This window comes from Bacillus sp. JJ1764 (assembly GCF_036962145.1).
Taxonomy (GTDB): domain Bacteria; phylum Bacillota; class Bacilli; order Bacillales; family Cytobacillaceae; genus Neobacillus.
The window spans coordinates 12181-26045 of the sequence record NZ_JBALNY010000129.1 but is presented as its reverse complement, the minus strand read 5'-3'; the positions used below and the strand labels follow the sequence as shown (position 1 = coordinate 26045).

Annotated in this window: 14 protein-coding genes; all 14 read right to left on the bottom strand. The window is 39.9% G+C overall.

The features are described from left to right. Positions 1-2 precede the first annotated feature (2 nt). Positions 3-926, bottom strand: a complete 924-nt coding sequence (locus tag V7083_RS17515) for a PLP-dependent cysteine synthase family protein (protein WP_335480260.1) — start codon at positions 924-926, stop codon at positions 3-5. 4 nt (positions 927-930) lie between these two features. After that, positions 931-1638, bottom strand: coding sequence for a 5'-methylthioadenosine/S-adenosylhomocysteine nucleosidase (mtnN, locus tag V7083_RS17510; protein ID WP_335480257.1), 708 nt, complete (start codon positions 1636-1638; stop codon positions 931-933). Positions 1639-1862: 224 nt separating this feature from the next. After that, a complete protein-coding gene (locus V7083_RS17505) occupies positions 1863-2531 on the bottom strand; it encodes a YrrS family protein (RefSeq protein ID WP_335480254.1) in 669 nt (222 codons plus the stop codon). Between the two features lie 76 nt (positions 2532-2607). Next, positions 2608-4368 (bottom strand): peptidoglycan D,D-transpeptidase FtsI family protein, encoded by a 1761-nt coding sequence (locus V7083_RS17500; RefSeq protein WP_335480252.1) that lies wholly within the window; start codon positions 4366-4368, stop codon positions 2608-2610. Positions 4369-4418: 50 nt separating this feature from the next. Beyond that, a complete protein-coding gene (greA, locus tag V7083_RS17495) occupies positions 4419-4895 on the bottom strand; it encodes a transcription elongation factor GreA (RefSeq protein ID WP_335480249.1) in 477 nt (158 codons plus the stop codon). A gap of 168 nt (positions 4896-5063) precedes the next feature. Next, positions 5064-5699, bottom strand: coding sequence for a uridine kinase (gene udk, locus V7083_RS17490; RefSeq protein ID WP_335480246.1), 636 nt, complete (start codon positions 5697-5699; stop codon positions 5064-5066). Between the two features lies 1 nt (position 5700). Continuing rightward, on the bottom strand, positions 5701-6975 hold the full coding sequence (locus V7083_RS17485) for a peptidase U32 family protein (protein WP_335480244.1): 1275 nt from the start codon (positions 6973-6975) through the stop codon (positions 5701-5703). Positions 6976-6994: 19 nt separating this feature from the next. Continuing rightward, positions 6995-7924 (bottom strand): peptidase U32 family protein, encoded by a 930-nt coding sequence (locus V7083_RS17480; RefSeq protein ID WP_335480241.1) that lies wholly within the window; start codon positions 7922-7924, stop codon positions 6995-6997. Then, a complete protein-coding gene (locus tag V7083_RS17475; RefSeq protein WP_335480349.1) occupies positions 7921-8574 on the bottom strand; it encodes an O-methyltransferase in 654 nt (217 codons plus the stop codon). Before V7083_RS17475 ends, V7083_RS17480 begins: the two co-directional genes overlap by 4 nt. 218 nt (positions 8575-8792) lie before the next feature. Then, positions 8793-9917, bottom strand: a complete 1125-nt coding sequence (gene mltG / locus V7083_RS17470) for an endolytic transglycosylase MltG (protein WP_335480238.1) — start codon at positions 9915-9917, stop codon at positions 8793-8795. Between the two features lie 184 nt (positions 9918-10101). Next, on the bottom strand, positions 10102-10413 hold the full coding sequence (locus V7083_RS17465; protein ID WP_335480236.1) for a DUF1292 domain-containing protein: 312 nt from the start codon (positions 10411-10413) through the stop codon (positions 10102-10104). Between the two features lie 12 nt (positions 10414-10425). Then, positions 10426-10842: a Holliday junction resolvase RuvX gene (gene ruvX / locus V7083_RS17460; RefSeq protein WP_335480233.1), complete on the bottom strand. Its 417-nt coding sequence runs from the start codon at positions 10840-10842 to the stop codon at positions 10426-10428. A 3-nt stretch (positions 10843-10845) separates the two neighbouring features. Further along, positions 10846-11112, bottom strand: a complete 267-nt coding sequence (locus V7083_RS17455; protein ID WP_335480230.1) for an IreB family regulatory phosphoprotein — start codon at positions 11110-11112, stop codon at positions 10846-10848. Positions 11113-11169: 57 nt separating this feature from the next. Next, complete coding sequence (gene alaS / locus V7083_RS17450) at positions 11170-13803, bottom strand: alanine--tRNA ligase (protein ID WP_335480227.1); 2634 nt, start codon at positions 13801-13803, stop codon at positions 11170-11172. Positions 13804-13865: the final 62 nt, after the last annotated feature.

Here is a 13865-nt window from a genome sequence, read left to right as displayed (position 1 = left end):
AGCTAAATTCCTCCTTCAAAAATCTTCTTGCTTAAATAGCGCTCGCTGCCATCAGGGAAAATCACAACAATATTCGTACCAGGACTTGCCTTTTCTGCCTCCAATAATGCTGCATGAAAAGCGGCACCAGAAGAACTGCCTACTAGAAGCCCCTCTTTAGCCGCTAATTCTTTGACAAGCTGAAAGGCTGCCTCATCTGTGATGCTATGAATCGCATCAAAGTAAGACGTATCCATAAAAGTCGGCAAAAATTCCATCCCAATCCCTTCTGTTTTATGCGGACCTGGCTCCCCGCCATTCAATATCGAGCCCTGCGGCTCCACAATCACAGTCTTTATTTTGAAATCTTTTTCCTTTAAGTATCGTGCCGTACCCATAAAGGTTCCCCCGGAACCAGCTCCGGCAACGAAGATATCGATCCTTCCCTCAAGTTGCTCCCAAAGCTCCGGACCAAGAGTTTTATAATAAGTTGCGGGATTAGCTGGATTAGCAAACTGCTGCGGACAAAAAGAGCCAGGAATTTCCTGAAGGAGTTCCTCCGCTTTCGCAATGGCTCCCTTCATTCCCTTTTCTGTTGGGGTATTGATAATCGTGGCTCCTAAAGCTTTCATAATCGCCTGTTTTTCTGTACTGAACTTTTCTGGTACACAAAAAATTACTTTCAGACCTTTATTAATGGCAGCCAGCGCCACCCCAATCCCCGTGTTTCCTGCCGTCGGCTCAATGATCGTCCCACCTTCACGAAGCTTTCCACCGGAAAAAGCATCCTGGAGCAGCTCCATTCCCAACCTGTCCTTTACACTTCCTCCAGGGTTCATGAATTCAAGTTTCGCAAACATGCGAACACCATCAGGCAAAGAAAATTGTGTGATTTCAACTATTGGTGTATGCCCAATTAATTCATGGACGTTTTTATAAACCTTCATGTTTTCACTCCTGTGAGCTTTTTAAAGCTGCCACCATTTTCATGACCAACGTGGCAGAATTTGTTGCCGCTTTATCAATAAACTGATCAAAGGAGATTTCCGATTGCTTACCGGCAATATCTGATAATGAACGAATTATGACAAATGGAACACCAAAACGATGAGCCACCTGCGCCACCGCAGCGGCCTCCATTTCAACAGCCTGCAGGTCCGTAAATTTTGATTGAATAAATGAAACTCGCTCAGCATTTTCCATAAAGGAATCTCCTGTTACAATTAATCCTCTGACAATTTGAAAACTATTTAATTCATTTGCAGCCTCTTCAGCAATGTTAATCAGCTTCTCATCAGCTGTAAACGCAGCAGGAAGCTGTGGCACCTGACCGTATTCATATCCAAAGGCTGTTACATCCACATCATGATGGCGCACCTCTGTTGAAATAACTGCATCTCCGACATTCAATTCAGGGTTTAATCCACCTGCTGAACCTGTATTAATTACGTAATCAGGTTTATATTTTTCAAGTAAAATGGTCGTAGACATTGCGGCATTCACTTTACCAATGCCGGAACGAAGCAAAATAACCTCCGCGCCTTTCATCGTTCCAAAAGTGAATTCACAGCCGGCAACCGTTTCCTGTGTTTGCCCTTCAATATGGTCTCTTAATAATGTCACTTCTTCTTCCATTGCACCAATAATGGCAATTTTCATAGTTTTACCTCTTTCTAATGGTCTCTACATTGTTTAATGTACCTCGGATTTTGGTAACGTATCCGCGAACACTATTTTACCATCTTTAGAAAGAATGTTAAGTAAATAACTGTGTTTTTTTAAAAATTATTCCCATATGTATACTATGAATTAAAATTAAATGTGTTTACTAGCCAAAAAGCAAAAAAAATAGAAAGACCCTTTTATAGGGCCCTTCTTCATGCTTATCTTTCTAATTCAGCTAATTCTTCCACTTTTGTTGGCATCCAGCCTTCACCATCTACCCATTTAATAAACACACGATATTTTTGCTGTTTATCCTTGGAATACACAGTGCCAACTGAAGCATTGGATGTTGATTTATCCCTTCCTAGCCAATAAACACTCATATTGCTTTGGTCTATTCCAGTTGCATATGATAGTGCACTAATCATTTCCTGCCAATCTGCGGATGTTGTATCGTATACAGGAGAATGTTCACCTGTTTGGGATGTACCAACTGGCTTCCAGGACGGGTTTTCAATCGTTTTAATCACATTGGCAGTACTACCTCCATCGGTACTAACAGCCTGTGAATCATCGGCAGTTCCTGTTGTCGTATCCTGATCCTCTTGATCATCTTTGACTTTTTCTGAATCGTTAGAAGAATTCTTTTCTTTTGTAGTGGTTGGAACTTTATTCGAATCTTTTTTAGTTGTCGTTTCCTTTTGCACAGTCTTTGAAGTCTCATGATTTGTTGATGATGCATGATCATTATCAGAAACAAAAATATTATATGCAACAATCATAATTAACACTAAAACTAATACAATTAAGCCATTTAGAATATAGTTTGTTTTTTTCCTTTTTGCCCGATAATCTGATCGTGAATTTTGATTCGCTTCATTTTTCATGTAAAACTCTCCTCCTAAAAACTAGGCTGTGAATATTCTAACATGAAATGTTGTGAACTTGAAGAAATATTCCCTATTAAAAATTCCCTGTTTCCTTTTCATGAAGCATTTTCACCATATCAGCGAACAAAGAATTAACCCCACCCTCATCCTCTATAACGTCTAGATTGAAACATACTAAGGCATATTTCGGTGATTGAAATGGAAAATAGCCGGCAAACCATTTATTATGTAGTTGTTTTCCATCCAGATATTTTCCTGTTTCAGCTGTGCCTGACTTACCAGCTACTTCATCTGGCAAATCTTTAAACCATCTTCCTGTACCATTTGGATTTGTTACCACTTCTCGGAGGAGTTTCTGAAGTTTCATTGCTGTATACGGTGAAATTGAATCGCCTGATAACTCTTTTTTCGGAAAAGGTACCATTGTGGTTCCGTTTTTAAATTCAATCTTGGACACTGCCCGCACCATTTCCTTTTTCCCACCTCTGGCAATGGTGGCCATCATATTGGCTACTGCTAAAGGAGTAGAACGGACTTCGTGCTGACCAATTCCGGACATGGCAACAAAATTAGCATCTTTCCTTGCTTCCTCTGACAGGAAAACCCTGCCTTTATCCTCATCAGGGAATTGTTTAAAGTCACTGGTATGATAAATATCACCATTCCACCCCACGGCACCGGTTAACGATAATCGTTCGGCATAAGTTTCGAGCATCTGTGGATTCATTTTTTGAAGTTCTCTAGCCAGTTCTCCGAATGTTTGATTACAGCTTCTTGCAAAGCTGTCGGAAAAAGTAAGCATCCCGTAATTGTATTTGTGTTCCGGTTTCCCGTTAATTTTTTTACTGCAGTCAAACATTCTCCCCGGGCTGTCGAGATTTTGATCAATTGCTGCTGCAGCGACAACTGTTTTAAACACAGAGCCGATGATTTGTTGATTTACTATTTGATTGGTCATACCGATCCCATTATATGGATTATTTTTATTAATCAGAGGACGTGAAACAAGTGCTTCAATACTGTTATCCTCGATATTTAGAAGAACTAATCCACCCTTTTTTATTCCATACTTTTCAACCAATTCCTCTGCTTTTTCCTGTATAGTTTTATCAATTGTAGTTCGTACATTTACCGGATAAAACGGGTTGGCCGGGTCAATATATTTCACATTGATTCCAAAGAGAGGCGCTCCTCCGCCATCAACATGGTAAACAAGCTTTGATTTTCCTTCGGGCAACAGGAACTCATCAAAGCTTTCTTCGAGCCCGGTTACACCAATTAGTGTTTTCTCTGAAAGCTCTTTGTCAGGATAACGTTTGGCCAATTCCTTGGGATTTTCTCCTGTTAATCCGATTAACTGTTCAGCAGGTATACTTGCCCGTTCAAACTTTTGCTCAACGGCAAATACACCGGGAATTTTGAGTGCATTGATTTCCTCCATTTGTGAAGCTGTCAATTCTATTGGTTCAGGTTCGCCGTAGGCAAATGGCTTCTTCGATGATCCTAATGTTGCTTGTATGGAGCTTTGGGAGACCCCCATTATTTCTGCTACCTTAGCCGCATTCCAATTCATTTTTTTTAAAAAAGGAAATAAGACAAGGACTCGTTCCTTTTTGTAAGTAAGCATTTCTCCATTACGGTCAAGGAAATTCCCTCTCCCGTTATCAATAACAATTTCTTGGGTTCGTTGATTAACACTCTCTTCCAGTAAATTGACGTTATGCTTGGAAAAGGCTTCCGTTTCAAATAATTGAATCTGCATTAATCTTGCTAAAAGTAGCATAAAGCCGAAAATACAAATGAACAACCAAGCAATAGCACGTTTTTTCCACATAAAAAAACACCTCGTCAAAAGTGTTGACGAGGTTTGCTTTTTTCAAACAATTATTTAATACTTACGATCTTAACTGTCATTTCTCCGCCAGGTGTTTGCACCGAGACGGTATCGCCTACTTTTTTACCAATTAGGCTTTTTGCAATTGGTGAATCGTTTGAAATTTTGCCTTCAAACGGATCAGCTTCTGCACTTCCCACGATAGAATAGGTCTCTTCATCGCCATCTGGAAGCTCAACAAAAGTGACAGAACTACCAAGTGATACTGAATCACTGGCCATTTCACTTTCCGCAATAATTTTGGCATTACGAATCATATTTTCTAAGGTAGTTATTCTACCTTCAACAAAGGCTTGTTCTTCTTTTGCAGAATCATACTCAGAGTTTTCTGATAAATCACCGAAGCTACGGGCGATTTTTATTCTTTCCACCACTTCTTTACGTTTAACCGTTTTCAAATACTCAAGCTCTTGCTCAAGCTTTTCTTTTCCAGCTTGTGTCATTGGAAATACTTTTTCAGTTGCCAAAATCCTCACTCCTTCTAGTCTTCACAAAACCCCATAGAATTGTGTATGTCCATTATGTAAAGTTTATGCCAATTAAGGCATAAGACATAGTAGCGCGTCCTAAATGGGTCAGGGCGCGCAACTACCTATCCATCCTCACATGAATCAGGATTATCTTTTGCTATTGTTTCATAAAATTGATTTTTGTTCAAGAATTGTTTGTATTTTCGTTACCATTAAATCAATTGCCACATAGTTTTGTCCGCCTTCTGGGATAATCACATCGGCATAACGCTTTGTCGGTTCAATAAATTGGTTGTGCATAGGACGGACCACATTTATATATTGCTCAATAACCGAATCAAAAGTACGGCCACGCTCTTGGATATCACGGGTTAACCGGCGGATAATCCGTAAATCAGCGTCTGTATCCACAAATAATTTAATATCCATTAAATCGCGGAGGCGCTCATCTTCTAAAACCAAAATGCCTTCTAGAATAATGACATCCTTTGGTTCAACTGGAATAACCTCTTCTGAACGGGTATGGATCGTATAATCATAGACTGGCTTATCGATTGGCTCATAACGCAATAGCTTCTTAATATGTTCAATCAGCAAATCATTATCAAATGCCAGAGGATGATCATAATTTGTTTTCAAACGTTCTTCAAACGGCAAATCACTTTGGTCCTTATAATAATAATCCTGCTCAATAATTAATATAGAATGACCTTTAAAACTTTCATAGATGGCTTTTGTCACACTTGTTTTTCCGGAGCCAGAGCCGCCGGTAACACCAATAACAACTGGTTTGCGCATCAAGTTAGTTCTCCTTTCGCATCATGTTGTTAGGGTAAACCGGTTTTTCCATTTTAAATTGTACAATTTGAAGCGGATGTCTTGCAGCGTCCAGTTCATTCCCTTTTTCATCCCAAATTTTATCAATAACATGAGTGAAGTTTTGAATTTCTGGTCCAAAGAATTCCACTTCATCCCCCGGTTTAAAATGATTACGCTGCTGCAATGTAACCATTTGTGTATCCGGATTATAATTCAATACAAGCCCGACAAATTCAAACGTTGTCTTTTTGCTATGATTACCAAACATTTGCTCTTTATACCCTGGAACCCCTTCAAAAAATGCTGGAGCTGTTTCACGGTTTGCGCATTTGTCCAATTCCTCTAGCCACTCTTTCTTAATGACAAAGTTATCGGGATCCGCACAATAAGCATCAATGATCTTACGATACACACTGACAACCGTAGCAATATAGTGAATCGATTTCATCCTGCCTTCAATTTTTAAACTGTCTATCCCCAACTCAATCATTTTAGGAATGGACTGTATAAGATTTAGATCTTTTGGACTCATTGCAAATGGTGATTCATTCTCATTGAATAAAGCTACCTCTTGATTGTCACTGCCTTCTAATTGATATAGGTCGTAGTCCCATCGGCAGGATTGACAGCAACCACCGCGGTTTGAATCTCTCGCAGTCATATGATTGCTTAACGTACAGCGGCCAGAATAGGCAATACACATCGCCCCATGAATAAAGGTTTCAATTTCAATATCAACCTTTTCTTTCATTTCTCTTATTTCCTCAGCACTGGTTTCTCGAGCTAGAACTACCCGTTCAAGACCTTCTTCCTTCCAAAATTGAACGGCTTTCCAGTTAGAAAGGGATTGTTGCGTACTTAAATGAATTTCAATTTCCGGAGCAATTCGGCGACAGGTCTCGATGATGAGCGGGTCAGCAACAATAATCCCTGCAACACCGGCCTCTTTTAGACCGTAAAGGTATTCTTCTAACCCTGAAATATTTTCATTATGGGCATAAATATTCGTGGTGACATAGATTTTGGCGCCGTATTTCTTCGCAAATTCTACGCCTTCCTTCATTTCTTCTTGTGAAAAATTATCTGCATTGGAACGAAGTCCATATTCTTGACCGCCAATAAATACAGCATCGGCACCATACTGAACAGCAATTTTTAATTTTTCAAGATTTCCTGCAGGTGCAAGGAGTTCGGGCTTCTTCACTATGACACGTTTACCGTCAATGATTTCGGAGATTTTATCTTTTACAATACTCATACATGAACCCCTCCCTTTTTTAATAAACGGTTTCCTTGAAAAAGAAACCTGTATCTAATGAACGGTTTACGGGCTGAATTTCCTCGATTCTTTCAAGCAGTTCGTCCTTTTGTTCTTCGTATAGATCCGGGGCTTCAAAGAATAAATCGATTGCTTTCCGATAGGCCTTTGTTACTTCAAGAATATATTCCGGGCTTTTTAGTATGCCATCGATTTTAAAAGAGTCAACACCAGCCTCAAGCATATCCTGAAGCTCGTCAATAATGCACATATCATTAGGACTCATGATATGAGTACCATTTTCATCTTCGAAAATAGGATATTTATTCCCTCGTTCTTTGTCATGTAGGAACATGTTTTTTTGTTGTTTACGATTTTCAATCTCCATCGCTTTTCCCTGATATTCAAAATAATTGCCTAATAGGGAACGTTTCGATTGAAACATACAACTCATTCCGTGAACCTGAACTTCAATTTCAACTTCGGCATTTTCTTTCACTTCAACAATGGAATCCATATTAATTTCACGGGCCAGCACGGCTCTCTTAGCCCCTTTTCTGCCCCAATAGTTACAGGTATACCAGTTTGTACCTGTTGTTTCGGTACTCCAATGCAACTTCATTTCTGGAGCCGCTTCTCGGGCTGCCATTAACACAGCGGGATCACCGAAAATAATACCATCAGCATTTGCATCCGCAACAAAACGTATATAATCGTCAAGTTCCTCAATTTTTTCATTATGGAAAATGGCGTTCATTGCAACATATACGATCTTGCCTTTAGAATGTGCCAGTTCAATTGCCTGCTTCACTTCTTCTCTGCTAAATTCACCTGCCAAGCGCAGTCCGTATCGCTGTTCACCAATAACAAATGCGTCCGCTCCGGCCTCTGCCAAAGGCAAAATGTCGTCAACAGAGATGGGTGTAACTAATAGCTCTGGTTTCTTCATTTTTGCTCACCTCTTCTTTTGCTAATCGCGACCCCATCCCCCACTGGAAGAATCACTGAGTGATAGTCGGGATGACTCATTAACCAACGGTTAAACTCATTAATTTTTTTTACAAGGTTTCGCGTACGCTTGGATTCAATTTCCGGCTCAGCTACTAAACCTTTAAATAGAACGTTATCGGTGATGATTAATCCGTCCGATGTAAGATATTTGGAATAGATTTCAAAGAATTTTTTATATTGCCCTTTTGCCGCATCAATAAAAATGGCATCAAAAGGAGCATGGGGTTTCACTTGATCTTCAAGCTCCAAGGCATCACCTTGAATAAGGTTGATTTGGCCATTGTGAGTCGAGCGACTGATAAATTCTTTAGCAACTATCATTCTTTCCTCATCACGCTCAAGGGTTACGATTTGGCCATCCTTTGGAAGAACATCAGCCATTCTTAAGGCAGAGTAACCGATTGCTGTGCCTACTTCTAAAACCTTCTTAGAACGATGGATTCGGAGCAGTTGCAGCATGGTTTCAATTCCGGCAAGCTCCATGATCGGAATATTATGCTGGTTTGCATATTGCTCCATTTCAAGAAACAAAGGATCCCGCTCGTTTATTAGGCCTTCTATATAAGAATGCAGCTTCTCATTTAACAAGCTGCCCTCACCTCTTTTTCCTTTAAAAGCATTCTTGCCAAATAAATGCTCTTTAGACATAAAAAATAGCGTTCACAGAAAATGACGCACAATTCTCCATTGAATTGGAGATACTGCTCATAAGTTACCGTGAGTGACGCTATGGTTCCCTTATTAAACACTTGAACTATTTTAACATAAATTAAGAGGGAATGCTATTGATTCCCTCTTTGTCTATATTATTTTTTATTGGAAATATATTTTGCCTTTGCCAGATTATGCTCTTCCAGTGTTTTTGAAAAAATTATGTCACCTGTGTCTGTTGCCAAGAAATAAAAATAATCTGTATCCGCTGGTTTAAGTACTGCTTCAATTGATGATTTGCCAGCATTGGAAATTGGTCCCGGAGGCAAACCAGTATTTTGATAGGTGTTATAAGGTGATTCAACTTCTAAATCCTTATACACCACTTTTTCCTTATGTCTACCCTGGGCATATAATACAGTAGGGTCTGTCTGTAGCGGCATTCCTTTTTTTATTCGATTATAAAAGACGCTAGCAATCTTTTTACGATCCGTTTTGGCAGTTGCTTCCTCTTCTACTAACGATGCCATTGTCAACATTTGGTGGACCGATTGTTTTTTCCTGTCCATATCATCGGTATAATCGGCTAATACCTCGCGAGTTTTATCGAGCATGGCGTAAACCATTTGATCAACGGATGGATTTGGTTTAAAGAAAGAATAAGTTGCCGGGAACAGGTACCCTTCCAAAGGATATTTGACAGAAGGATTCAAGATTTCATTAGTAAAGATGTCCGGATATTTGGTCATAATCGTTTGGATAAATTCTCTGTTATTTAATTTATTCATAATATCTGCCGGATTTTGTTTCGTAGCATTCGCCATTATGGCGGCAATATCCGTTAGTTGTTTTCCTTCAGGAATGGTCATTTTGAGACTAGGTTTAGCTTGAACCTTTCCCGTTTTTAACCTGCTGACAATTTCAGGGACATCCATTGAGGGGCTTAACTGGTATTCACCAGCCATGAAGCCTCCCTCATTTTTAAATTTAACATAGTACTTAAATACTTTTGCGTCTTTAATGATGCCTTTCTCCTTTAACGTTTCACCTATACCAGTCACGGAAGACCCGATCGGAATTTCTACCTTTTTCTGAGTCTTGCTGTCTGCATCAACAGGCTTTAAAGCCGATTGGATATATAGGTAACCTCCACCGCCAATTAAAATGATTAGTATGAGAAATAATAGCGAAATCATAAATACAATTTTTCTAACAACTCTTGCTTCATTTTGGCGATCAAGCATTTTTTTGCGAATTATGTCCTTTTTATCAGTGGTCATATAGTTCCCCCTTCTCTTTTATTTCAAAACATCCTATGTAATGAACATATTATTCTATAAAATCATTGCATCCTGAAATTTTAGACATCGTAATTATTTCAACATAGGAAAAGAAAAATGTCAATTTATGTTTAATTTTGGCAAAAAAAAAGAACCAGCTGTATTCAGCTGATTCTTTTGAAACTTATTCTTCGCCTTCCTCATCTTGAGTAAAGGTGTTATATACTTCTTCAATTACATCCCATTCTTCATCAGTCAGAACTGGTGCTAATTCACCGATTCCTCCATCCTCTGTAGGAATGTAAGAATAGGCGTGAACCACAACCTCTTCGTCATCTTCCTCTACATCCCCAACCGGATAACAAAGTACATAGGATTTTTCAAATTCGTCGGAATCAAAAGTAAACAGAATTTCAAATAATTCTTCATTACCCTCTTCGTCTACTAGTGTTATAAAGCTTTCTTCTTCATGCATATGTTCATGCTCGTGTGCCATTTTATCACCTCATTATTTTATACTGTCCAAGTATCCTTGAAGGATCATGACAGCCGCCATTTTATCAATGACTTTTTTTCGTTTTTTTCGACTTACATCTGCTTCCAGGAGGACGCGTTCCGCGGCCATGGTGGTCAGACGCTCGTCCCACAATACGGCAGGAACTGAAAATCTTTGTTCAATTTCATCTGCATATTGTTTGCTTGCTTCGCCCCTTGGGCCAATGGTTCCATTCATATTCTTCGGGAGGCCAATCACTACTTTACTCACTTGGTATTCATGAATTAATTGACCCACTTCCTCAAATCCAAACTGTTTCTTCTCCTCATTAATGTGAAGAGTCTTAAGTCCTTGTGCTGTCCAGCCCAGTTCATCACTTAGGGCGACACCAACTGTTTTAGATCCAACATCTAAACCCAATATTCGCATTCATTACCCCTCACGCCGCTGTTTAAGATACGATTTCACTAACTCTTCAATAATCTCATCTCGTTCAAGCTTGCGGATAATATTACGGGCATCTCGATGCCGCGGGATATATGCAGGATCCCCAGATAATAAGTAACCGACAATTTGATTAATGGGATTATAACCTTTTTCTTTCAAGGCTTCATATACCTGAAAAAGCACATCATTCACATCATGCTCAAAAGGCTCTTCGGGAAAATTAAATCTCATAGTTTTGTCAAATGAGCTCATTTTCGTGCACCTCGACTTGTAATAGTTACTAATATTTTACACTACTTTGTCCTATTATCAAACCGATTTTACCCATTCGCTAACATATTGCAAAGCAGAATCCAGTTTCTCCGGATCTTTTCCGCCTGCTTGGGCCATATCTGGGCGACCGCCTCCGCCTCCGCCACAGCGACCGGCAACCTCTTTGATCAACTTGCCTGCATGGTAGCCTTTGTCAATCAAATCTTTGGTTACAGCAGCGATTAAATTCACTTTATCATCATTGGCGCTGCCTAAAACAATAATGGCGGATCCCAATTTTTGCTTTAAGTCATCTGCCATATTACGCAGATTATTTATATCTGCTGCTTGAACGTTTGCAGCCAATACGGTTACACCATCAATTTCAACCGCTTTTGACACAAGGTTACCTGCTTCAATATTGCCAAGTTTGGCAGCGAGTGACTCATTTTCTCTTTGCAGCTGTTTCATTTCACCCAGCACGTTTTCAATCCGGTTTACCACTTCTTTAGGACTAACTTTCAGCTTCTCAGCAGCTTCTTTTAATAAACCAACTTGATCATTTAAAACCTTGTAAGCAGATTCTCCGGTAACAGCTTCAATCCGTCTTGTTCCGGCACCTATGCCTCCCTCTGAGACAATTTTAAATAATCCTATGACAGAAGTATTTGGTACGTGGCAACCGCCACACAACTCTAGACTGTAATCCCCAACTTTTACGACACGGACAATATCACCGTATTTTTCGCCGAAGAGAGCCATCGCACCCATTGATTTAGCCTCTGCAATCGGTTTTAAACTAATATCCACTTCGATATTGCTCCAAATCTTTTCGTTCACCATTTTTTCAACTTGCTCAAGCTCTTCCGGTTTAATTTGACCAAAGTGAGAGAAGTCAAAACGTAAACGATCAGGTTCTACTAAGGAGCCTGCTTGGTTGACGTGCTCTCCAAGTACATCCTTTAACGCACGATGCAACAAGTGAGTGGCGGTGTGGTTTTTAATAATTTTCGCACGGTTATTGTCATCAACAGTTGCTTTTACCTGTTGATTTATTTTCAATATACCTGATTTTACTTCAACTTTATGAAGGTTTTGTCCATTTGGAGCTTTTTGGACATCCTTCACATAAGCAGAAACACCTTCGCCTTCGATTACTCCGTGGTCGGCAACTTGTCCGCCGCTCTCGGCATAAAATGGAGTAGAATTCAGGATGACTTGAACCTCTTCACCTGTTTTAGCCTCGTCAGCAAGTTCACCATTTTTGACAATAGCTAAAATGGTAGAATCTGTATGCAGTTCATTATAGCCCACAAATCGGCTCTCCACAGTAAGGTCCCTGAGAGCCCCGCCTTGGACATGCATGGAATTTTCATCATGACGTGCAGCACGAGCGCGTTCTCTTTGACCTTCCATTTCCACCTCAAAGCCTGCGTGGTCTACTTTCATACCTTCTTCTTCTGCATATTCTTCCGTTAATTCAACAGGGAAGCCATATGTGTCATAAAGACGGAATATATCTTCACCGCTTATGGTATCGCTACCTTTTTCTTTTTCCTTTTTAATGACACTAGCTAAAATCGCCAAGCCTTCATGAAGTGTTTCATGGAAGCGTTCCTCTTCCGTTTTGATAACCTTCTGGATAAATTCAGTTTTATTCTTTACTTCAGGATAGAAATCATGCATGATCTCCCCAACAACAGGGACCAGTTCATACATAAACGGGCGCTGAATATTAATTTGTTTTGCATAACGGACTGCTCGGCGAAGCAAACGACGCAATACATAGCCGCGCCCTTCATTGGACGGAAGCGCCCCGTCCCCAATCGCAAAGGCCACTGTACGGATGTGGTCAGCAATCACTTTGAATGAAACATCCGTTTCCTTGTCAGCACCGTATTTCACTCCGGAAATTTCTTCGGTTGCCCGGATAATAGGCATAAATAGATCGGTATCGAAGTTGGTTGGAACATTTTGAACAACGGAAGCCATCCGCTCTAAGCCCATCCCGGTATCAATATTTTTCTTTGGAAGCGGCGTATATGTACCGTCAGGATTATGGTTAAATTGGGAAAACACTAGGTTCCATACTTCTAAATATCGCTCATTTTCCCCGCCTGGATACAGTTCTGGATCACTCAGATCATTACCATATTCTGGGCCACGATCATAGAAAATCTCTGTATTGGGACCGCTCGGACCTTCACCGATATCCCAGAAGTTACCTTCAAGTCTAATGATACGTTCTTCTGGAATCCCAATTATCTTATTCCAAAAGTCATAAGCTTCGTTGTCCTCTGGATGAACGGTAACAGATAGCTTTTCTTTTTCAAAGCCAATCCATTTTTCATCAGTTAAGAATTCCCACGCCCATTCGATTGCCTCTTTTTTGAAATATTCGCCAATGGAAAAATTGCCGAGCATCTCAAAAAAAGTATGGTGGCGTGCGGTTTTTCCGACATTTTCAATATCGTTTGTCCGAATGGACTTTTGCGCATTTGTAATTCGTGGATTTTCCGGAACGACACGTCCATCGAAGTACTTTTTTAATGTTGCAACTCCACTGTTAATCCACAATAAGGATGGATCATCATGTGGGACAAGCGATGCACTTGGTTCAACAGCATGTCCTTTTTCCTTAAAGAATTCTAGAAACATGGCGCGAATTTGTGAGCCTGTTAGTTGTTTCATTATAATAGACCTCCTATAATTTTTAAGCGCTGTTAAATTTGTATGTTGATTTCCGCTCTAGG

Excerpts from the sequence above, each read along its gene's own strand:
- mtnN (WP_335480257.1), bottom strand. The coding sequence starts at position 1,638 with ATGAAAATTGCCATTATTGGTGCAATGGAAGAAGAAGTGACATTATTA.
- alaS (WP_335480227.1), bottom strand. The coding sequence starts at position 13,803 with ATGAAACAACTAACAGGCTCACAAATTCGCGCCATGTTTCTAGAATTC.
- V7083_RS17455 (WP_335480230.1), bottom strand. The coding sequence starts at position 11,112 with ATGAGCTCATTTGACAAAACTATGAGATTTAATTTTCCCGAAGAGCCT.
- V7083_RS17485 (WP_335480244.1), bottom strand. The coding sequence starts at position 6,975 with ATGAGTATTGTAAAAGATAAAATCTCCGAAATCATTGACGGTAAACGT.
- V7083_RS17465 (WP_335480236.1), bottom strand. The coding sequence starts at position 10,413 with ATGGCACACGAGCATGAACATATGCATGAAGAAGAAAGCTTTATAACA.
- V7083_RS17500 (WP_335480252.1), bottom strand. The coding sequence starts at position 4,368 with ATGTGGAAAAAACGTGCTATTGCTTGGTTGTTCATTTGTATTTTCGGC.
- V7083_RS17505 (WP_335480254.1), bottom strand. The coding sequence starts at position 2,531 with ATGAAAAATGAAGCGAATCAAAATTCACGATCAGATTATCGGGCAAAA.
- V7083_RS17480 (WP_335480241.1), bottom strand. The coding sequence starts at position 7,924 with ATGAAGAAACCAGAGCTATTAGTTACACCCATCTCTGTTGACGACATT.
- mltG (WP_335480238.1), bottom strand. The coding sequence starts at position 9,917 with ATGACCACTGATAAAAAGGACATAATTCGCAAAAAAATGCTTGATCGC.
- V7083_RS17515 (WP_335480260.1), bottom strand. The coding sequence starts at position 926 with ATGAAGGTTTATAAAAACGTCCATGAATTAATTGGGCATACACCAATA.
- ruvX (WP_335480233.1), bottom strand. The coding sequence starts at position 10,842 with ATGCGAATATTGGGTTTAGATGTTGGATCTAAAACAGTTGGTGTCGCC.